This is a genomic window from Microbacterium sp. 4R-513 (assembly GCF_011046485.1).
Classification (GTDB): domain Bacteria; phylum Actinomycetota; class Actinomycetes; order Actinomycetales; family Microbacteriaceae; genus Microbacterium.
In genome coordinates this window covers 581,577-602,226 of sequence record NZ_CP049256.1, presented here as the reverse complement: position 1 = coordinate 602,226, position 20,650 = coordinate 581,577, and the positions used below count along the sequence as shown (strand labels likewise).

The following is a 20,650-nucleotide window of genomic DNA, read 5'->3' as shown; positions in this document are numbered from 1 at the left end:
GGGCCTTTGCGGCTCGTGGGTCCGGAGTTCGCGCGAATCTCCGTGATTCGTCGACGGATGCCGCGCCTCCGCGTCTCCTCGACAGGCCATAGCGGGGCGCACTACTCCACGGAGTGAGCGGACGCGGAGCGCCTGCGCCCCGGCCGAGCCCATGATCTCGGCATGGACGTGGACGAACGCATCGGGCAGTGGCTCCGAGCGCGGAACGGCATCGAGCATCGCGACACCCTGATCCGCGCCGGAATCCCCGTCACCCGGCTGCGCGACTTCGTCCGCCGCGGTCGCGGCGCACTCATCCGCCGCGCCTGGATCGCACTGCCCGACGCCGATCCGGATCTGGCGCTCGCCGCTCGCGCGGGCGGCCGCGTCACATGCATCGCGCTCGCGCGCCGACGAGGATGGTGGATCCCGCCGGCCGCTGACGCCCGGCCGCATCTCCACCTGCGGCCCGCCGCCGGGTCCGCCGGCCTCGGTCCCGGCTGGGATGGTGTGCTGCACTGGACTCAACCCGTGGCGCCGACGCCCGGACGCGCACTCGAGGGCACCGTCGAAGACGCGTTGGCCCATATCGCGGTGTGCCAGCCGCCCGACGTGGCACGAGTCCTCTGGGAGTCGGCGGCCCGCAAGGAGGGCCTCGCGCCGGAGTACCTGCGTGCGGTTCGGTGGCGCGGTCCTGCTGCCCGGGAACTCGCGCACATCGTCACGGGCCTGTCCGACTCGGGGCTCGAGACTCTCGTCGTCGCGCCGCTCGCCCGGTCGGGCCTGCGAGTGCGGCAACAGGTGAAGATCGCCGGACGCTTCGTCGACGCGCTCGTCGGCGACCTCCTCGTCCTGCAGATCGACGGGTTCGAGTTCCACTCGGCCAGCGCTGACCGCACGCGCGACATCGCTCACGACGCCGAGCTCCGACTGCGCGGCTACACCGTGCTCCGCTTCAGCTACGCCCAGATCGTCCACGACTGGCCGACTGTCGAGGCGACAATCCGCCGAGCGCTCGCCCTGGGACTGCACGCCGCGCGGTGAGCGGCTGCACGAACCTCGGAGTTTCGCACGAAGTTCGGACGTTCTACCGCAGGGCGTGCGAAGTTCGCGCGAATCTCCGAACCTCGGACGGGTCGAGGCGCCGAACTGCAAGCGCCGAGCCGCCGCCTCGCTACCCTGTCGTCATGGCGGACGGTCGGGGGGCGCGCACGTACGCGACGACACGGGTCGAGGCGTATACCGACGGGGTCTTCGCGATCGCGGCGACCCTGCTCGTGCTCGACCTCACGACGAAGGGCTTCGGCAGGCTCAAGACGGACGATCAGATGTGGGCGTCGCTCGTCGACATGTCGGACAACTTCGTCGCCTTCGCGGTCAGCTTCCTCCTGCTGAGCATGCTCTGGACCATCCATCTGCAGCAGTGGCGCGACATCGGGCGGGTCGACTCCCCCATGCTCTGGCTCAACAACCTCCGCCTGCTCTTCATCGTGCTGATCCCCTTCACGACGAGCCTCGTCTCGGAGTACTCCGAGTTCTACGCGGGACGGATGCTGCTCCCGATCAACTTCTTCTTCGCGGCGCTGCTCGGGTATCTGTCCTACGCCTGGGCCGCCGCGCGCGGCGGGCACCTGCTCGAGGAGGATGCCCGCGACAACGCGCGCCGACAGAGCCTCGGCGGCCTGAGCGCCGTCATCTTCGCGCTCGTGGCGGTCGTGCTCGCTCCCTGGGTCGGCTCGTGGGCGTTCCTCGTCTTCGTGCTCAACGAGCCGTTCACCCGCTTCCTCCAGCGCCGCGGAGGCGCGCGAGAAGGGGCGGGAGCCTGAGCCCCCGCCCCTTCGCGCGCCTGTGAGTCAGGCCCCGACGAGCTCCTTGCCCGAGGGGACGGATGCCGCGGCATCCGTCGCCTTCTCATCGCCGGCGACCGCTCGGCCCGACGGGAGCCAGAGTGCCGCGACCGCGGCCGCGAAGAGCACCACAGCACCCGTGAGCACGGCCGGCCGCGCCGCGTCGACGTAGAGATCGGGCTGCAGCGCGCCCCCCGCGCCGAGGAAGATCGCGGTCATGACCGCCGTGCCGAGGGCGATGCCGATCTCGCGGACGGTGGAGTTCACGCCCGACGCCTTCGCGTGGTCGAGCATGCCGAGGGTAGCGAGGAGCGCCGTGGCGGACGGCGCGAAGACCAGCCCCATGCCGACGCCGGCGAGGATGAACGGCGCGACGAGCTGGGCGTAGTCGAGGGTCGCCGACATCGTGAGGCCGATCCAGGCGAGCGCGACGCCCTGCAGCACGAGACCCGTGAGCATGAGCAGGCGGGTGCCGACGCGGGGCGCGATGATGCCCGCGATGGGGGCGACGAACATGGGCGCGAGCGTCCACGGGGTCGTCTGCACGGCGGCCTCGAGCGGCGTCGAGCCCTGCACGACCTGCATGTACTGGATGAGGATGAACACGGCGCCGAACGTGCCGAAGCTGAATCCGAAGCCCACGATGTTGGTGAGGGTGAACGACCGGTCGCGGAAGAGCCGCAGCGGCACCAGCGGAGCCTTCGCCCGCAGCTGCCAGAGCACGAACGCGACGAGCAGCGCCGTGCCGGCGACGATCTCGGCGATGACGGAGAACGACGACCAGCCGTCGTCGTTGCCGCGGACGATCGCGTGGACGAGGGCCAGAACGCCGACGGCTGCGAGAACGGCCCCGACCACATCGATGCGGGCGCGGGCGCCGAAGTCGTTGTTCAGCGCGAAGAAGGCGAACGGGATCGCGATGATCGCGACCGGGACGTTGATCCAGAAGATCGCCTGCCAGTTCCAGCCCTCCATGACGGCTCCGCCGACGAGCGGGCCGACGGCGACTCCGAGTCCCGAGATGCCGCCCCAGATGCCGATCGCGAGGGGACGGCGCTCGGGAGCGACCCCGCCGGAGATGAGGGCGAGCGAGAGGGGCATGACCCCCGCCCCGCCGAAGCCCTGAAGGGCCCGCGCCGCGATCAGCTGCGTCGGGTCGGTGCTGAGAGCCGCCAGCACCGATCCGACGCCGAAGATCGCGATGCCCGCGATGAAGACCGTGCGACGGCCGAACCGGTCGCCGAGAGCCGATGCGATGAGGATCGCGCTCGCGAAGGCGAGCGTGTACGCGTTGACGAACCACTGCAGCTGCTCGACGCTCGCTCCGAGCTCGGTGTGCAGGACCGGCAGCGCGTTGGTCATCACGAGGTTGTCGAGGGTGGCCATGAACATGGGGACGGATGCCGCGGCCACGACGAGCCCGAAGGCTCGCCGCCGCGTCGCGGGGGAGGTGAGGACGTCGCTCATCGATAGCTCCTTCGGGTTGGTTGTAATCGGATGATTACTAAGACGAGGATCAATGTAGTAATCGACTGATAACATGTCAAGCATGAGCGCGAATCAGGAGACGACGACGGCGTCGCGACCCGAGACAGCACGGCGGATGAGCTCGGAGGAGCGCCGGGAGCAGATCGTCACGGCCGCGATCGCGGTGTTCGGCGCCCGGGGATACGAGGGGACGACGACCGACGACGTCGCTCGGACCGCAGGTGTCAGCCAGCCGTACGTCGTGCGGCTCTTCGGATCGAAGGAGAGCCTCTTCCTCGCCGCGATGCAGGCGTCGCTCGACGAGCTCATGCGCGTCTTCCGCCTCGCGCTCGCCGAGGACGAGGCATCCGACCGACCCGTCTCGAAGCGGATCGGCGAGGCCTACGTCGAGCTGCTCAACGTGCGCGGGCTGCATCAGACGCTGTCGCACGCGTGGCTGCTCGGCGGGCACCCGGTGATCGGCGCGGCCGCCCGGCGCGGGTTCGCCCAGGTCTGGCGCTTCTTCCGCGACGAGGCAGGGCTCGATGCCGACGAAGCGCGCAAGTTCCTCGCCGAGGGCATGCTCATCAACGTGATGATCGGCATGCGGCTCGTCGACGACTACGGCTCCGATCCGAGCATCACCGAGCTCTTCCGCGCCTGCTTCCCGACCGAGCTGCCGCACATCCTCGACATCGCGCCGCGGGGCAACGAGCCCTGGTGACCCTGGTCGGCTGACCGGACCCCGGCGTATCGTCGGGGGCATGTGCCGCAGCATCCACAACCTCCACAATTTCGAGCCCGCCGCGACCAGCGACGAGGTGCAGGCCGCGGCGCTCCAGTACGTCCGCAAGATCTCGGGCACGACCAAGCCCTCCAAGGCCAACCAGGAGGCCTTCGACCGGGCGGTGCACGAGATCGCGCACATCACGCAGCACCTGCTGCAGGACCTCGTGGCGACGGTTCCGCCCAAGAACCGGGAAGAAGAGGCCGAGAAGGCCCGTGCCCGCGCCCTGAAGTCCGGCCGCTACGCCGCGCCCGCCGCCTGACCGACGCCGCGTGACCGACGCCGCGGGCACGCCGCGGTCGTCGCGCGATAGGCTGGTCGGCTCCGTGCGCACCGGGGCGGACGGAGAACCAACGTGGGGCATATCGACGTCAACGGCGTCTCTTTCGCGCTGCCCGACGGGCGGCAGCTGCTCGACGACGTGTCGTTCCGGGTCGGCGAGGGCTCGACGACCGCGCTCATCGGCGCGAACGGCGCCGGCAAGACGACGCTCCTGCGCATGATCCGCGGCGAGATCGCCCCCGATCAGGGTTCGATCTCGATCGGCGGCGGCCTCGGTGTGATGGACCAGTTCATCGGTCACGGCGGCGCCGACCAGACGGTGCAGGACCTCCTCGTCGCGGTCGCGCCGGACCGCATCGCGCGGGCGGCGCGCGAACTCGAGGCGTCCGAGAACGCGATGATCGAGCACGACGACCTCGAGACCCAGATGCGTTACGCGACGGCGCTCGCCGACTACGCCGAGGCCGGCGGGTATGAGCACGAGACGGTCTGGGACACCTGCACGACGGCGGCACTCGGCATCCCGTACTCCCGCGCGCGGTTCCGCGAGCTGTCGACCCTCTCGGGCGGCGAGCAGAAGCGGCTCGCGCTCGAGGCGCTGCTCCGGGGACCCGACGAGGTGCTGCTGCTCGACGAGCCCGACAACTACCTCGATGTCCCGGGCAAGCGCTGGCTCGAAGACCGGCTGCGCGAGACGCCGAAGACCGTGCTGCTCGTGTCGCACGACCGCGAACTGCTCGCGCGCGGCGCCGACCGCCTCGTCACACTCGAGGCCAGCCCCGCCGGCAGCTCGGCCTGGGTGCACGGCGGCGGGTTCGCGACGTACCACCAGGCACGTGAGGACAGGATGCTGCGCCTCGACGAGCTCCGTCGCCGCTGGGATGAGCAGCACGCGAAGCTCAAGGCCCTCGTGGCGGACCTGAAGGTCAAGGCCGCCGCCAACGACGGCTTCGCCTCACGGTACCGGGCCGCCCAGACGCGGCTGCGGCGCTTCGAAGACGCGGGGCCGCCCGAGGAGCGCCCGCCCGAGCAGGAGCTCGCGCTCCGGCTCCGCGGATCGCGCACCGGCAAACGCGTCGTCGTCGCCGAGGCCCTCGAGCTCACGGGCCTCATGCAGTCGTTCGACCTCGAGGTGTGGTTCGGCGACCGCATCGCGGTGCTGGGCTCGAACGGATCGGGAAAGTCGCACTTCCTGCGCCTTCTCGCCCGGGGCGGCACCGACCCCGACGGGCGCCTCGGCCACCTGACGACCGTCGGCGGGTCGCTGGAGCCCGTGCCGCATACGGGCCGGGCGATCCTCGGCGCGCGCGTCGTGCCCGGCTGGTTCGCGCAGACCCACCGCCACCCCGAGTTCTCGGGGAGGACGCTGCTCGACATCCTGCATCGCGGTGACGACGAGCGGTCCGGGATGCCTCGGGATGCCGCGAGCTCCGCCCTCGACCGCTACGGACTCATCCGGCAGGCCGAGCAGTCGTTCGACACCCTGTCGGGCGGCCAGCAGGCCCGCTTCCAGATCCTCCTGCTCGAGCTCTCGGGTGCGACGCTGCTGCTCCTCGACGAGCCGACCGACAACCTCGACCTCGTCTCAGCCGAGGCTCTCGAGGATGCCCTCGCCCGGTTCGAGGGGACCGTCGTCGCCGTGACGCACGACCGCTGGTTCGCCCGCTCCTTCGACCGGTTCTTGGTCTTCGGAGCAGACGGCCGCGTGCGCGAGACGCCCGAGCCCGTCTGGGACGAGGGCCGCGTCGCCCGCGCCCGCTGACCTCACCGGTCCTCGCCTCGTGCACAACGGCGGAGAAAGTGTGCGACGCGCCGGTGGCGCCCCGGCGTGTCAGGCACATCATCCGCCGTTGTGCACTGGCTAGGGGTCGAACTGCGGTCGGCGGGGGACGTCGGCCCGGTCTCCGACGCTTCGACAAGCCCAGCGACCAGGGCTAGGGGCGCCACGGGGGCCGCAACCCGCGCGGACTAGGCTGGAGGGGTGAGCATGGACATCGAGCTCGGCCGCGCGAAGCGCGCCCGCCGGGCGTACGCGTTCGATGACATCGCGGTGGTGCCCTCGCGGCGCACGCGCAATCCCGAGGACGTCTCGACCGCGTGGTCGATCGACGCATTCCAGTTCGCGATCCCCGTGCTCGGCGCCCCGATGGACTCGGTCATGAGCCCCCGCACGGCGATCATGCTCGGCCAGCTCGGCGGTCTCGGCGTGCTCGACCTCGAGGGTCTGTGGACGCGCTACGACGACCCCGAGCCGCTGCTCGCCGAGATCGCCTCCATGCCGGACTCGGCAGCCACGGCCCGGATGCAGGAGCTCTACTCCGAGCCGATCAAGGCCGAGCTCGTGCGCGATCGCCTCGCCGAGATCCGCGCGGCGGGGGTCACCGTCGCCGGCGCTCTCACGCCGCAGCGCACGCAGGAGCTGTACGAGACCGTCGTCGCGGCGGGCGTCGACCTCTTCGTCATCCGCGGCACGACGGTGTCCGCCGAGCACGTGTCGTCGGTCGACCAGCCGCTCAACCTCAAGAAGTTCATCTACGACCTCGACGTCCCCGTGATCGTCGGCGGCGCCGCCACCTACACGGCCGCCCTCCACCTCATGCGCACCGGCGCTGCGGGTGTGCTCGTCGGGTTCGGCGGGGGCGCGGCATCCACGACCCGCGCGACCCTCGGTCTGCACGCCCCCATGGCGACCGCCGTCGCCGACGTCGCCGGCGCACGGCGCGACTACCTCGACGAGTCGGGCGGCCGCTACGTGCACGTCATCGCCGACGGCGGCGTGGGCACCTCGGGCGACATCGTCAAGGCGCTCGCGATGGGCGCCGACGCCGTCATGCTCGGCGTCGCGCTCGCGCGGGCGACGGATGCCCCTGGTCAGGGCTTCCACTGGGGTCCCGAGGCGCACCACTCGCGGCTCCCGCGCGGCCACCGCATGAAGGTCGAGCAGCTCGTCGACCTCGAGTCGGTGCTCTACGGCCCCGCACCCGTCGCCGACGGCACGGCCAATCTCATCGGAGCCCTGCGCAAGTCCATGGCGACGACGGGGTACTCCGACCTCAAGGAGTTCCAGCGCGTCGAGGTCGTCGTCGCGCCCTACAGCGGCGGATGAGCTCGCTTCCTCCCCTCTCCCCGGCTCCGAGCCCGGACATCGAGCCCGAGGTCTTCACGCCGACCCTGCGCGAGGTCATGCTGCGTCCGCGCTGGATCGCGATGCTCGGTCTCTGCCTCGTCGTCGCCGGCGTCTTCGCATGGCTCGGCCAGTGGCAGCTCGGGCGGGCGATCGACACCGATCCGACACCGCCCGGTGCGACCGAGGTGCTGCGTCCGCTCAACGAAGTGACCACCCCCGGGGAGTACCTCCCCGAGCCGCTCGTCGGGCAGCTCGTCGAGACCACGGGACGGTGGGTGCCCGGCGATTTCCTGATCGTCGAGTCGCGCTACAACGAGGGCGTCGAGGGGTACTGGGTCACGGGGCAGCTGCGCATCGATGCCCCAGCTCCGACCTCCGTCGCCGTCGCGCTCGGCTGGGCGGCGACCCGCGAGAAGGCGCAGAACGCGGTCGACCGGCTGGACTTCGACGCCTCCGCGGCGAACCCCGAGCCCGTGAGGGTCACGGGGCGCCTCATCGCCGACGAGGGTCCGCTGCCTCCGCCGCGGGGGAGCGACCCGCAGACGATGACGCGGATGTCGCCGGCGGCCCTCCTCAGCCAGTGGCACGACGTCGAGGGGCTCGACGTCTACCGTCAGTACATCGCGTCCGAGACGGCGCCGTCGCTGCTGCTCGACATCCACTCCCCGCCGCCCGACGAGGGCTCGCGGATCAATTGGCTCAACATCTTCTACGCGATCGAGTGGGCGGTCTTCGCCGGCTTCGCCTTCTACCTCTGGTACCGCCTCGCGAAGGACGCGTGGGAGAAGGAGGTCGAGGAGATCGAGGACGCCAAGGCCGAGGCATCCGTCACCGCCTCGGGCACGGGCGGGGACGAGGCATCCGGCCGCTAAACTGGAGCCCATGCCCGCCGCTCCCAAACTCGCCTCGTTCCCGGCGATCCGCGGTGCGCTGCGGTTCTACCAGGTCTGCTCGATCATCACGGGCACGATGCTGCTGCTCCTGTGCGCCGAGATGCTCGTCAAGTACGCGCTCGGGTACGAGCTCTTCCTCGGCGGGTCGGGCGGTTTCCTCTGGTTCGCACCCGTGATCGAGGGCCCCACCGGGCACGAGTCGACGGGCGACGGCTTCAACCTGTCGCTCGGCATCCTCGTGGCGCACGGCTGGTTCTACGTCGTGTACCTCTTCTCGTGCTTCCGCGTGTGGAGCCTCATGCGCTGGCACTTCGCGCGGTTCCTACTGCTCGCAGCCGGCGGCATCGTGCCGTTCCTCTCCTTCTTCCTCGAGGCGCGCGTCGCCCGCGAGGTCAAGCGCTACCTCGCCGAGCGCGAGGCCTCCGAAGCGACCCATGAGCTCGCGAAGCACTCGACGCTCACGCAGGCGATCCCGACCGAGCAGCACGACAAGCCGCTCATCTGACAGAAAGCACCCGTTGACCGAGCAGACCGAGACCTCCCAGCGCCCCGTCCTCGTCGTCGACTTCGGCGCGCAGTACGCGCAGCTGATCGCCCGCCGCGTGCGCGAAGCCGGCGTGTACAGCGAGATCGTCCCGCACACGGCGTCGGCCTCCGACATCGCGGCGAAGAACCCCGTCGGCATCATCCTCTCCGGCGGTCCGTCGTCGGTGTACGAAGAAGGGGCTCCGGCACTCGACGAGGGCGTCTTCGACCTCGGTGTGCCGACCCTGGGCATCTGCTACGGCTTCCAGGTCATGGCGCAGGCGCTCGGCGGCGAGGTCGCGAACACCGGCCTGCGGGAGTACGGGGCGACGGATGCCTCGGTCTCGGGCGACGGCGGAGTGCTCCTGGCCGGGCAGCCCGCCGAGCAGAACGTCTGGATGAGCCACGGCGACCAGGTCTCGCGGGCACCCGAGGGCTTCGACGTGCTGGCGTCGACGACCGCCACGCCCGTCGCCGCGTTCGGAAGCGATGAGCGCCGCTTGTACGGCGTGCAGTGGCATCCCGAGGTCAAGCATTCCGACCACGGGCAGCGCGTCATCGAGAACTTCCTGCACAGGGCGGCGGGACTCCCCGCCGACTGGAACAGCGGCAACGTCATCGCCGAGCAGGTTGACCGCATCCGCGAGCAGGTCGGCAGCGGCCGGGTGCTCTGCGCGCTGTCGGGCGGCGTCGACTCCGCCGTCGCGGCGGCCCTCGTGCACAAGGCAGTCGGCGACCAGCTCGTGTGCGTGTTCGTCGACCACGGCCTCCTCCGCAAGGGCGAGCGCGAGCAGGTCGAGAACGACTACGTCGCCTCGACCGGTGTGCGCCTCGTCACGATCGACGCGCGCGAGCAGTTCCTCACGGCGCTCGCCGGGGTCTCCGATCCCGAGCAGAAGCGCAAGATCATCGGCCGCGAGTTCATCCGCACCTTCGAGGCCGCCGAGCGCGACCTCGTCGCCGAGGCGGCGGCCGACGGCGAGCCGATCCGTTTCCTCGTGCAGGGCACGCTGTACCCGGACGTCGTCGAGTCCGGCGGCGGCACGGGCACGGCGAACATCAAGTCGCACCACAACGTGGGCGGACTGCCCGAGGACCTGCAGTTCGAGCTCGTCGAGCCCCTGCGGACGCTCTTCAAGGACGAGGTCCGCGCGATCGGGCGCGAGCTCGGCCTTCCCGAGGTGATCGTGTCGCGCCAGCCGTTTCCGGGCCCCGGCCTCGGCATCCGGATCGTGGGTGAGGTCACCGCTGACCGCCTCGCGATTCTGCAGGATGCCGACGCCATCGCCCGCGAGGAGCTGAGCAAGGCGGGGCTCGACGGAGAGATCTGGCAGTGCCCGGTGGTGCTGCTCGCCGACGTCCGCTCCGTAGGCGTACAGGGCGACGGCCGCACCTACGGCCACCCGATCGTGCTGCGCCCCGTCTCGTCGGAGGACGCGATGACGGCCGACTGGACGCGGCTGCCCTACGACGTGCTCTCGAAGATCTCCAACCGCATCACCAACGAGGTGCGCGACATCAACCGCGTCGTGCTCGACGTGACGTCGAAGCCCCCGGGGACCATCGAGTGGGAGTGAGCTGAAGGGACGGCGCGATGGACGAGCAGCCTCCTCCCGCGGCGGATCCGCCCGGGCCTCCCGTCTCGGGAGACGAGCCGTCGTACGCTGAGCCGGGCGCGGCTCCGGCCGGTGAGCCCGTCGGCGCTCCGCCGACCGGTGAAGCCCTCTCCACGCCTCCGGCCGGTGAACCCGTCGCCGGGCAGACAGCCGGTGAATCGGCCCCGCCGGCGTCCGGGGCGGCACCGGTCCGCCGATCCCGGGGCGCAGTCGTCGCGGCCTGGGTGCTCGGCATCCTTCTCGTCCTCGTGCTCGCGGCAGGAGCTTGGCTCACGGTGCAGTTCCTCGAGGCTCGGGAGCGGATCGCGGACCAGCGCGAGAAGATCTCGAACCAGCAGGACGAGATCGAGAAGCAGAAGGAGCTCATCGACAAGAAGGAGGAGTTCGGCGCGGCGATGTCCGGGCTCCTCGGCACCGCCGCGGAGTTCGACGGGGTGCTCACCGGCTCGATCGTCCCGTGGCACGAGTACCAGGTGCTCGCCGAGCGCGCGTGGCGGCATCGCTGGGACGGTGACAAGGTCGAGGACGACACGCAGGGCGTCCGGCAGGCGGCCGCCGACCTCGAGACGATCCTGGCCACCGCGCGGCAGGATGCGGCCTCCAACGCGACGGGGTCGACGTACGAGTCGGTGATCGACAGCCTCGGCCGCGGCTTCGTCCGCTCCGTGCTCGATCAGAAGACGTGCAGCAGCAGCGACGACTCGGTTCTCGGCTGCGTGTTCGGGAACGACCCCTACCTCGTGCACTTCGATGCGGCGGGCGACCAGCTGCCGTACATGACCGACGAGCTGCGGACCGGCATCGCGTACCACGAGTTCGCGCACGTGCTGCAGTTCACGAATCCGGATGCCACGGCCGCCGTCCTCCCGGCTTTCGACGGCGACCACGAGGTCATGGCCGACTGCTTCGCGCTCACCTTCCTCGACGGCTGGACCCTCGACCACCGCATCTGGGTCAGCGGCTACCAGTACTGGGACGTCAGCATCGGCTACGGCCAGGTCTGCTCCGATGCCCAACGGCAGGCGGTCCGCGACTGGTACGGGCAGCTCGGCGTGAAGCCCCAGCCCATCGACTCCGGCGACGCCCCGGCCTGACGCTCGAGACCGACGCGCCGGCCTCAGGGACCTGCCCGACGCCTCGGCCCGCGCGCCGCCCACAGCAGAACCGCCCTCGGCAGAGCCCGCCCCGCGGGGCCGTGCGGCGGCGCAGGCTGGGCGCATGGCTGAAGAAGGAAAGATCCCCCAGTTCGGGGCCGAGGCGCGGCGCGAGCTCTTCCACCAGCGTGTGCTCGTGCTCGACGGTCCCCTCGATGACGACAACGGCACCCTGATCGCGACGCAGCTGCTCGCGCTCGCGGCGGAGGACGAGGCATCCGACATCGCCCTCTGGATCCACTCGCCCGGCGGCTCCGTGCCCTCGATGCTCGCGATCCGCGACGTCATGCGGCTCATCCCGAACGACGTCGCGACCCTCGCGCTCGGGCTCGCCTGCAGCGCCGGGCAGTTCCTCCTGAGCGCAGGCACGCGGGGCAAACGCCGCGCTCTGCCGCACGCCCGCATCCTGATGCATCAGGGATCGGCGGGGATCGGCGGCTCCACGGTGGAGGTCGAGGTCCAGGCGGGCGACCTCCGGCACATGCGCGACACCGTGCTCGGGATCATCTCGGCCGACACGGGCCAGCCGCTCGAGCGGGTCTTCGAGGACTCGCTCCACGACCGCTGGTACACGGCCCAGGAGGCGTTCGACTACGGCTTCATCGACGGGATCGTGACCGACTTCGCGCAGGTGGTCCCGAAGCGCCGGCGGCCCGCGGGCCTCGGCATGGCACCGGCGGAGGTGGCGGCATGAGCTCGTACACGATCCCGAACGTCGTGGCGCAGCATCCGCGCGGCGACCGCGTCATGGACGTCTACTCGCACCTTCTGACGGAGCGCGTCGTGTACCTCGGCACCGGCATCGACGCGGGGGTCGCGAACGCCCTCATCGCGCAGCTGCTGCACCTCGACGCCGACAACCCCGACCGCGACATCCAGCTCTACATCAACTGCGAGGGCGGCGACCCCGCGGCGATGCTGGCCGTCTACGACACGATGCAGCACGTGCGCCCCGATGTCGCCACGACGGTCGTCGGTCAGGCGATCGGAGTCGGTGCCGTGATGCTCGCCGCAGGCGCGCACGGCAAGCGCGCGGTGCTCCCGCACGCCCGGGTCGTGCTCCACCAGCCGGCGGGCCAGGGCCGCGGCGCGATCCCGGACCTGATCCTCCAGGCCGACGAGCTCGTCCGGGTGCGCGGCGACGTCGAGCAGATCCTTGCTCTCCACACGGGGAAGGATGCCGTTCAGCTCCGCGCCGACACCGACCGTGACCGCGTCTTCACCGCCGCCGACGCCGTCGGCTACGGACTCGCCGACCGCGTGCTCGAGCGGGTCGGGACTCAGGCCGCGAGGGCGTAGGCCGCGCGCACGCCCACGACCGCGCGCTCGCCCGCGCGGGTGCGGAGGTCGTCGGCGACGGCCGCGGTCAGTTCGACCAGGGTCACGTCGAGGGCTCCCGCGACGGCGGCGATCATCTCACTCGAGGGCTCTTTGAGGCCCCGCTCGATCTCGGACAGGTACTGGGGTGACAACCCGGCACGGTCCGCCGTGTCGGCGAGGCGCTCGCCGCGCTCGTGTCGCAGGCGGCGGAGCAGGTCGCCCAGGGCGTCGCGCCACAGCGGCTCCGGTTCGCGCGGGGCCGGCTTCTTCGTCGGCAGCGGGATGATCTCGGCCATGCGCTCACGATAGATCCGGGATGCCACGCCCGCCGAGTGCTTCCGCTCAGAGCAGAACGCCCCGGCCGGCTTCGTCCGCGCGACGCGTTTCGTCTCGCTCCGCTCGCTCAACGACCGAGAACTGTCTCCGCTCCCGGTCGTTGAGCGAGGGAGCGGAGCGAGCGAGACGAAACGCGCCAGGCCTCCGGAGCAACGCAGACCGGAACGCACCGGGCGTCGACCGCGCTGCCCGGTAGGGGAGGATGGACGGGTGACCGACCTCCTGCCCGACGCGCATTACCTCGTGCTCGCCAGTCGGCTCCTTCCCGACCGCGACGGCGGCTTCACGATCTCGGTCCTGCGCCGCGCTCTCGACATGGCGGACGCCGGCGCGCAGCCCGTGCTCCTCACGATCGACCCGGGCGAGATGGCCGATCACGACGCCGATCGAGCCGAATGGGTGCGCCGAGGACTCCTGTCCGAGCCCGACGCGCTTCGGAATCTCTTCGACGATGCCCGAGCCGACGGCGGGTGGCTCCGCGCCGCGGCGCTCCGCGGACCGATCCCCGCGTCGGCGTGGCCGTACCGCCCGATCACGGACGCATCCGGTGCGACCGTCCTCGAGCTGCCGGTCGTGAGCGGCGACCCCGCGTGGCACCTCACCGATGCCCCGGTCCGCATCTGGAGCGACGGCGAGGTTGTGGGGTGGGTGCCAGGCTATGCGGGGCTCTACCGCGCGTGGATCAACGCGCTCGCCGCTCGCACGGACAAGCCCGTCGTCCTCGTCTGCGAGGCTCGGCAGGTCGGCGAAGCGCTCGTCGCTCCGGGCGAGCCGGTCCTCGACCCGCGCGTGCGCATCGTCCACACCACCCACGCCTGCCACGTCCTCGCGCCGTTCGCGTGGGATTCGCCGATGGACCCCGCGTGGGAGCGCTGGTTCGCGGTGGCCGACCGGTTCGACGCGGTCTTGTGGCTGACGCCGAGTCAGCAGCGGGACGTCGAGCGGCGGGTGGGCCGCGGCATCCGTTCTTTCGTCGTCCCGCACCCCGCGAACCAGACCGCGGCGGAATCGACGCCCGTGCCGGGTCGGATCGTCATGCTCAACTCGCTCATCCCGCGCAAACGCGTCGACCACGCGATCCGTGCGCTCGCCGCGGTGCGGCAGGCACGGTCCGAGGCGCACCTGCACGTCTACGGCGACGGTGCGCAGCGCGCGGAGCTCGAGCAGCTCGCGAACGAGCTCGGTGTCGCGGACGCCGTCGCCTTCCGGGGCCACGCGTCCGACACCTCCCGCGCCTGGGCGGAGGCCGACGTGTTCCTCCTCGCGAGTACGAACGAGGGCCAGCCGCTCGTCGTGCTCGAGGCGCTCGGCGGGGGCGTGCCGGTGGTGAGCTACGACATGCCGTACGGTCCGCGCGACACCCTCGCGCACGGCGGGGGCCGGCTCGTCGCCGACGGTGACGTCGACGCCCTGGCCGAAACCCTCGTCGAGGTCGTCGGCGACCGTGCGCTGCGCGAACGCCTTTCGCGGGAGGGCCGCGCCGCTGCGGCGACGATGGATGCCGCGGCCTCGATGCGCGCGATGGGCGACGCGGTGCGCGCGGCCCTCGACGAGCCGGTCGACCGAACCCGCGGTCGTTGAGCGAGCGGAGCGAGACGAAACGCCTGCGCGCGGCGTGAGCGCGGGGTACGGCGCGTTTCGTCTGCGGTCGCTGCGCGACCTCCGCTCAACGACCGGGGGACCGCGTGCCGCGACCTGGGCTCAGGGGCCGGGGGCGCCGGGCCAGACCTTGCCGGCCCAGGGGTCGTAGTCGGCGAGCAGTTCGCCCTGCTCGGGGCGCTCAGCCTCGGGGATGTGCTGCAGGTTGATGCGCACGCGGTACCAGAGCGAGCTCGAGCCCCGCATGCCGTCGATGAGCACGTCGGCCGGGTGGAGGTGTGGTACGACGTCGCGATGCTGCTCGTTCCAGGTCTGCAGCGCCGCGAGCGCCTCGGACTTCGTCTTCGTCCGTGCGATCTCGATGAGCGGCATCGTCGAGACCCGCCGCCCCGAGCCGTCGCCGCCGCGCGGCGCCTTCTCGGCCGGTCCGAGCTCCTTCGCCAGCTGCAGCAGACCGTCGAGCGTGCCGACGGCGTCGTCGATGCCCTCGTGCGGATCGCCGCGCTCGGCATACCGGGCGGGCACCGTGCGCACGGTGAACTCCTCGGGGCGGCGCTCGTGAACCTCGTCCCAGTCGAGCGGCATCGACACCCGCGCGTCGGCCAGGGGGCGGACGGAGTAGGCGGATGCCACGGTCCGGTCCTTGGCGTTCTGGTTGAAGTCGACGAACACGCTCTCGCCGCGCTCCTCCTTCCACCATCGGGCGGTGGCGAGCCCGGGCGCGCGGTTCTCGACCTCGCGGCCGAGGGTCTCGGCGGCAAGACGGACGTCGCGGAAGTCCCACTGCGGCGCGATGCGCACCAGGATGTGCAGGCCACGCGAGCCGCTCGTCTTCGGCCACCCGACGAGACCGTAGTCGTCGAGCACTTCCCGCGCGACCATCGCGACGTCGACGATCTGCGCCCAGTCCACCCCCGGCATCGGGTCGAGGTCGATCCGCAGCTCGTCGGGATGCTCGAGGTCTTCCGCGCGCACGGGGTGCGGGTTGAGGTCGAGGCATCCCAGGTTCACGACCCAGGCGAGGCCCGCGGCATCCCGGATCACCGCCTCTTCGGCCGACCGCCCCGACGCGTAGTGGAGCGTCGCGGTGTCGACGTATTCAGGACGGTTCTCTGGCACGCGCTTCTGGAAGAACGGCTCGGTGTCGATGCCCTTGGGGAAGCGCTTGAGCACCATCGGCCGGCCGCCGGCGCCCCGCAGAGCCCCGTCGGCGACAGACAGGTAGTACTCGACGAGCTCGAGCTTCGTGATGCCCGGCTCGGGGAACACGATCTTGTCGGGGCTCGAGACGCGCACGTCGCGTCCGCCCACCTCGAGGAACGTCTCTGAGGACTTCGAAGGGCTCATGATGCTCACGCTAGGGCGACGACGGATGCCTCGGCCAGGGGTTGCGGCTCGACGCTGACAGCTGCAACCCCCCGTTCGGGGCGGGTTCGGTCCGCGCCACGCCGTGACACGCCGCCGCCGCCCGACGGAACGCGCCCCGAACCCCCGGAACGCCAACGACGAAGGGCCGCCCCAGCGGGACGGCCCTTCGTGCGATGCGTGCGACGGCTAGTTGTTGCCGCGCAGGATCGCGAGAATGCGGAGGATCTCGATGTACAGCCAGACGACGGTCACCATGATGCCGTAGCCGGCGTACCAGCCCCACGGCCGCGCAAGGCCGTTACGCACGCCCTGCTGAACGAAGTCGAAGTTGAGCACGAGCGAGTACGCCGCCATGATCACGACGAACACGCCGATGACAAGCCCCAGCGGAAGCCAGCCGAACAGCTGGTAGCTGTAGAGGCCGAAGGCACCGCCGGCGATCGGCACGTTGAAAATCATCAGGCCGATGTTGATGAGGCCGAACACCAGGTAGCCGATCATCGCGATCATGAAGACCTTGGTCGCGCGCTTGGAGGCGCGGACCTTGCCGCTCGCGAAGAGCGCCAGAGTCACGCCGACGACCGCCAGGGTGGCGAGAGTCGCCTGGACGACGATGCCGGGCCAGATGAACTCGAAGTACGCCGAGATCCCGCCGACGAAGAGGCCCTCGAACACGGCGTAGCCGAAGTAGAGGGCGGGCCGGATCTTGTTCCGCATGGCCTGGACGTTCGCGACGATGCCCAGGATGAGGCTGCCGACGATGCCGATGATCCACGGCAGGAGCGTGGGCTGAGGGTTGGCGACCGTCACCGGAGCCATCGTCCACACCCAGCCGCCGACCGCGGCGACGAGCATGATCGCGAAGAGCGCGAGCGTCTTGAGGACCGTGTCCTCGACCGTCATGCGGCCCGTGTCGATCGCGCCGGCCGGGGGAGCGGCGTATGCGCCCTCGAGCCGTGCGTTGGCGGCGGCATCCACTCCCGCGTTCGCCGTCGAGGCGTACTGCGTGGGACCGCCGAGGTTGGCCGCCTGCGGACCGCCCGGGTAGGTCTTGACGGCGCGCGGGTCCTGGAAGGCGGGGTTGTTGAATGCGGGGTTTGCCGAGGCCATGCTCGATCACACTCCATTGGTTGTTAGCAGCACGGTGCTGTTGATCCACGATATCCGATGGGGTGCTTTCCGCTCCTGGTCGGTGCTGTGAAGGGTCTTTGAGCACGTCAGGCGGGAGACGGCTCCGCGAGCCCGCGGATAGCCTGGATCCATGCCGCGCCCCCGCCCGCTCGTCATCGGGCACCGCGGTGCGCCGGGCTATCGTCCCGAGCATTCCCGGTCGTCGTACGACCTCGCCCTCGCGATGGGGGTCGACGCCGTCGAGCCCGACATCGTGGTCTCGCGCGACGGCGTGCTCGTCGTGCGGCACGAGAACGAGATCGGTTCGACGACCGATGTCGCGACCCGCCCCGAGTTCGCCGACCGCCGCACCACGAAGACCATCGACGGAGCCGAGCTCACGGGCTGGTTCACCGAGGACTTCACGTGGGACGAGCTGTCGACGCTGCGGTGCCGCGAGCGTCTGCCCAGAATTCGGCCGGACAGCGCATCCTTCGACGACCTGCAGCCGGTCCTGCGCCTGCGCGACGTCCTGGATCTCGTGCGCGAGGCGTCGCTCGAGCAGGGCCGCGAGATCGGCGTCGTGCTCGAGATCAAGCACGCGACGTACTTCGCCGGGCTCGGATGGGATGTCGCGGCCCTCGTCGACGACGAGCTGCACGCCGCAGGCTGGGCCGAGGGCGAGCTGCCGCTCGTCGTCGAGTCGTTCGAGTCGACGGTGCTCGCGCGGGTCAAGGAGCGAGGCATCCGCGGCTCGTATGTGTATCTGCTGGAGTCGTCGGGCAGCGCGTTCGACCTCGTGGCGGCGCACGGGAAGGCGGCGCCGACGTACAAGCAGACGGCTGCGCCGGCGGGGCTCGATCGTCTCGTCGGCGTGGTCGACGGGATCAGCGTCGACAAGAAGATGATCCTCGCGCCGGATCGGCTCGGCCGCGCCACGGGGCCGTCGTCCGTCGTGACCGACGCACACGCCCGCGGCCTGCAGGTGTTCACCTGGACATGCCGTCCGGAGAATGCGTTCCTGCTCCCGCAGTTCCGCACGCGCGGCGGCTCGGGTGCGCTCGGGGATTGGGAGTCGGAGTGGGCCGTGATCCGGGATGCCGGCATCGACGGCGTCTTCGTCGATCACGCCGACCTCGGCCTCGGCTTCTTCCGCGGCTCCGGCCGCTGACGCTGCCGCCCGGGTAGCGTGGCCGGGTGACCGACGCCCCGATCGACGCCTTGCGCATCGATGCCGCTCTCGTGCGGACCCTCATCGCGGAGCAGTTCCCGGAATGGGCCGGGCTTCCCGTTCGCCCTGTCGAGCCCGGGGGCAACGACCACCGGACCTTCCGCCTCGGCGACGACCTGAGTGTGCGGCTGCCGAGCGCGCCGGGCTACGTGGCGCAGGTGGCGAAGGAGCAGACGTGGCTTCCGCGGCTCGCGGCGGCCGTGCCGCTGCCCATCCCAGAGGTGCGGGGCGTCGGAGCGGCATCGGAGCTCTTCCCTGCGCCGTGGTCGGTGTACGGGTGGCTTCCCGGGGAGCCGCTGGCTGCGGCATCCGTCGACGATCCCGTGCGGTTGGCGACCGACCTCGCAGCGTTCCTGGACGCCCTCCGCGGAGCCGACACGACGGGCGCTCCGCCGCCGGGGCAGCACAGCGCCTTCCGGGGGTGCACGGTGAGCGTGTGGGACGACGAGATGCGCGACATCCTGCTGCGCGTCGACGGCTGGGAGCGCGACCGGGCGGCCGGAATCTGGCGCGATGCGCTCGAAGCGCCGGTTCAGGGATCGCCCGTGTGGTTCCACGGCGATGTCGCCGTCAGCAACCTGCTCATCCGCGACGGCGCGCTCGGCGCCGTGATCGACTTCGGCTGCTCCGGCGTCGGCGATCCCGCGTGCGACACCGTCATGGTCTGGACCTCCTTCGACGGCCGGGCACGCGAGGTCTTCCGCAATATCTACGACGTCGACGAGGCGACCTGGGCGCGCGGCCGGGGATGGGCTGTCTGGAAGGCGCTCATCATGATCACGAACAAGCCGCCCGCGCAGCGCGCGCTGGCGCGCCACGTGCTGGACCAGCTGCTCGCCGGGGTGTGAGCCGCGCATCCCCGACGGCCGGCACCGACCGCGGGCGCGAGAGGGCGGCTGTCGGAGCGGTCAGCGGTAGGGGTTGGGGGTGTCCTGACCGGCTGCGTCGGCGATGCCCGCTGCATGCCCCTGGTCCCAGGCATCCCCTCGCCCTTCGAGATCGCGGCGCAGCGCATCGGCGGCGATGATTCGCTGCGCGAGCGCGACCCAGTCCGACCAGCGGGCGTCCCCCTCGGCCCGCCAGGCGTCGGAGTCCTCGATGGGGCGCAGCGCGATGCGGCCGGTGTCGATCGGTCTTCCGCTCTGGTCCGCCATGAGGCCTCCTCGTCGGTCAGGTTAGCGGTCGACGGCGACCGCCGGAGGATCCCTTCCCTGTGCGACGATGCTGGAGATGGATGCCGATGCTGCCGCAGAGCTGCGGAGTCTGCGGGCGCGGGCCTACGGGCCCGACGCCGACATCCATGACGACCCGCGCGCGCTCCGGCGGCTGGAGGAGCTCGAACGGCTGGCGCGTCCTCCCGGCGGCGAAGACCCCGAGGACGTCTCCCCGGCCGAGCCGGAGCGGTCCGCGGCATCCGCCGTAATCCAGGCGCCTACCGTCGACCAGCCGACCCTCGAGCAGTCGGAGGACATCGCCCGACCCGACCCGCCTCGTTCACGACGGCTGCGATGGTGGGTTCCGTCGCTGTGGTTCGCCTCGCTGGTCGTCGTCGCCGTGCTCGCCGGCGTCTGGACGCTCACGACGACGCTCACGATCTTCACGCCGATCCAGCGGGACGCCGACGGTCATCAGGTCGCGGTGCTCGAAGTGGATCCCGACTTCGTCATGCCGCAGATCTTCGGGACGACGAGTCCGGGGTACGTCGGATTCCACGAGTTCTATGGGCTCACGGTGGTCGCGACGCCGGGCTCGTGGGTCGGCGGCTACGACAACGACGGCAAGTGCCTGCTGCTGGTCCGCACGACGGACATCGACGACGATCACCAGGTCGTCAACGGTCCGATCTTCAACGGCTGCTCCGCCGGGTCCTTTCCCGCCACGGTCGAGCTCGTCGTGAGCCGAGAGCTGCCCGACGAGGTGCGCGAGCGCTTCCCCGAGGGCTCCGCGCTGCAGTTCGTGCTCGACGGCGATCGCGTGGGCGTCTTCTCCGACACCGAGTAGGAGCGGCG

21 protein-coding genes are annotated in these 20,650 nt (G+C 71.0%); 16 read left to right on the top strand and 5 right to left on the bottom strand.

Annotation, left to right across the window (positions count from 1 at the left end):
• The first annotated feature begins 162 nt into the window (after positions 1-162).
• Positions 163-1,023: a DUF559 domain-containing protein gene (locus G5T42_RS02620; RefSeq protein ID WP_165125054.1), complete on the top strand. Its 861-nt coding sequence runs from the start codon at positions 163-165 to the stop codon at positions 1,021-1,023.
• Between the two features lie 143 nt (positions 1,024-1,166).
• Positions 1,167-1,805, top strand: a complete 639-nt coding sequence (locus tag G5T42_RS02615) for a TMEM175 family protein (RefSeq protein WP_165125051.1) — start codon at positions 1,167-1,169, stop codon at positions 1,803-1,805.
• Between the two features lie 27 nt (positions 1,806-1,832).
• On the opposite strand, the gene G5T42_RS02610 is transcribed toward G5T42_RS02615, so the two are convergent.
• Positions 1,833-3,293: a DHA2 family efflux MFS transporter permease subunit gene (locus G5T42_RS02610; protein ID WP_165125048.1), complete on the bottom strand. Its 1,461-nt coding sequence runs from the start codon at positions 3,291-3,293 to the stop codon at positions 1,833-1,835.
• Between the two features lie 82 nt (positions 3,294-3,375).
• Here G5T42_RS02610 and G5T42_RS02605 point away from each other — a divergent pair, with 82 nt between their 5' ends.
• From G5T42_RS02605 to G5T42_RS02560, 10 genes are all read left to right on the top strand, one after another.
• On the top strand, positions 3,376-4,017 hold the full coding sequence (locus G5T42_RS02605) for a TetR/AcrR family transcriptional regulator (protein WP_165125045.1): 642 nt from the start codon (positions 3,376-3,378) through the stop codon (positions 4,015-4,017).
• Between the two features lie 40 nt (positions 4,018-4,057).
• Positions 4,058-4,342: a DUF2277 domain-containing protein gene (locus G5T42_RS02600; protein WP_165125042.1), complete on the top strand. Its 285-nt coding sequence runs from the start codon at positions 4,058-4,060 to the stop codon at positions 4,340-4,342.
• Between the two features lie 93 nt (positions 4,343-4,435).
• The gene (locus G5T42_RS02595; protein ID WP_165125039.1) at positions 4,436-6,124 is read left to right on the top strand and encodes an ATP-binding cassette domain-containing protein; all 1,689 of its coding nucleotides are present in this window, start codon (positions 4,436-4,438) and stop codon (positions 6,122-6,124) included.
• A 225-nt stretch (positions 6,125-6,349) separates the two neighbouring features.
• The gene (locus tag G5T42_RS02590) at positions 6,350-7,468 is read left to right on the top strand and encodes a GuaB3 family IMP dehydrogenase-related protein (protein ID WP_165130052.1); all 1,119 of its coding nucleotides are present in this window, start codon (positions 6,350-6,352) and stop codon (positions 7,466-7,468) included.
• Positions 7,465-8,361, top strand: coding sequence for an SURF1 family protein (locus G5T42_RS02585; protein ID WP_241245932.1), 897 nt, complete (start codon positions 7,465-7,467; stop codon positions 8,359-8,361). Before G5T42_RS02590 ends, G5T42_RS02585 begins: the two co-directional genes overlap by 4 nt.
• 10 nt (positions 8,362-8,371) lie before the next feature.
• Positions 8,372-8,887, top strand: a complete 516-nt coding sequence (locus G5T42_RS02580; protein WP_165125036.1) for a DUF3817 domain-containing protein — start codon at positions 8,372-8,374, stop codon at positions 8,885-8,887.
• Positions 8,888-8,900: 13 nt separating this feature from the next.
• Entirely contained in the window at positions 8,901-10,484 is a 1,584-nt protein-coding gene (gene guaA, locus G5T42_RS02575) for a glutamine-hydrolyzing GMP synthase (protein ID WP_165125033.1), read from the top strand.
• Positions 10,485-10,501: 17 nt separating this feature from the next.
• Positions 10,502-11,617, top strand: a complete 1,116-nt coding sequence (locus G5T42_RS02570) for a hypothetical protein (RefSeq protein WP_165125030.1) — start codon at positions 10,502-10,504, stop codon at positions 11,615-11,617.
• A 124-nt stretch (positions 11,618-11,741) separates the two neighbouring features.
• Positions 11,742-12,371 (top strand): ATP-dependent Clp protease proteolytic subunit, encoded by a 630-nt coding sequence (locus tag G5T42_RS02565; protein ID WP_165125027.1) that lies wholly within the window; start codon positions 11,742-11,744, stop codon positions 12,369-12,371.
• Positions 12,368-12,976, top strand: coding sequence for an ATP-dependent Clp protease proteolytic subunit (locus G5T42_RS02560; RefSeq protein WP_165125024.1), 609 nt, complete (start codon positions 12,368-12,370; stop codon positions 12,974-12,976). The genes G5T42_RS02565 and G5T42_RS02560 overlap by 4 nt, the downstream gene beginning before the upstream one ends.
• Here G5T42_RS02560 and G5T42_RS02555 read toward each other — a convergent pair.
• Positions 12,958-13,293 (bottom strand): helix-turn-helix transcriptional regulator, encoded by a 336-nt coding sequence (locus tag G5T42_RS02555; RefSeq protein ID WP_165125021.1) that lies wholly within the window; start codon positions 13,291-13,293, stop codon positions 12,958-12,960. The genes G5T42_RS02560 and G5T42_RS02555 overlap by 19 nt on opposite strands.
• Positions 13,294-13,543: 250 nt before the next feature.
• Between G5T42_RS02555 and G5T42_RS02550 the strand changes: the two genes are divergently transcribed.
• Positions 13,544-14,914, top strand: a complete 1,371-nt coding sequence (locus tag G5T42_RS02550) for a glycosyltransferase (RefSeq protein WP_241245931.1) — start codon at positions 13,544-13,546, stop codon at positions 14,912-14,914.
• Positions 14,915-15,034: 120 nt separating this feature from the next.
• Here G5T42_RS02550 and ligD read toward each other — a convergent pair whose 3' ends face one another.
• Positions 15,035-16,279: a non-homologous end-joining DNA ligase gene (gene ligD / locus G5T42_RS02545; RefSeq protein ID WP_165125018.1), complete on the bottom strand. Its 1,245-nt coding sequence runs from the start codon at positions 16,277-16,279 to the stop codon at positions 15,035-15,037.
• Positions 16,280-16,486: 207 nt separating this feature from the next.
• Positions 16,487-17,410 (bottom strand): Bax inhibitor-1/YccA family protein, encoded by a 924-nt coding sequence (locus tag G5T42_RS02540; protein ID WP_165125015.1) that lies wholly within the window; start codon positions 17,408-17,410, stop codon positions 16,487-16,489.
• 151 nt (positions 17,411-17,561) lie between these two features.
• On the opposite strand from G5T42_RS02540, the gene G5T42_RS02535 reads away from it, so the two are divergent.
• Together G5T42_RS02535 and G5T42_RS02530 are read left to right on the top strand one after the other, a co-directional pair.
• Positions 17,562-18,581 (top strand): glycerophosphodiester phosphodiesterase family protein, encoded by a 1,020-nt coding sequence (locus G5T42_RS02535; RefSeq protein ID WP_165125012.1) that lies wholly within the window; start codon positions 17,562-17,564, stop codon positions 18,579-18,581.
• Positions 18,582-18,607: 26 nt separating this feature from the next.
• Positions 18,608-19,489, top strand: coding sequence for an aminoglycoside phosphotransferase family protein (locus tag G5T42_RS02530; RefSeq protein ID WP_241245930.1), 882 nt, complete (start codon positions 18,608-18,610; stop codon positions 19,487-19,489).
• 60 nt (positions 19,490-19,549) lie between these two features.
• Here the strand turns inward: G5T42_RS02530 and G5T42_RS02525 are convergent, their stop codons facing one another.
• Complete coding sequence (locus G5T42_RS02525) at positions 19,550-19,795, bottom strand: hypothetical protein (RefSeq protein WP_165125008.1); 246 nt, start codon at positions 19,793-19,795, stop codon at positions 19,550-19,552.
• Positions 19,796-19,871: 76 nt separating this feature from the next.
• Between G5T42_RS02525 and G5T42_RS02520 the strand changes: the two genes are divergently transcribed.
• Positions 19,872-20,642 carry a hypothetical protein gene (locus G5T42_RS02520; RefSeq protein ID WP_165125005.1) on the top strand — a complete coding sequence of 257 codons (771 nt, stop codon included), beginning with the start codon at positions 19,872-19,874 and terminating at the stop codon, positions 20,640-20,642.
• Positions 20,643-20,650 lie beyond the last annotated feature (8 nt).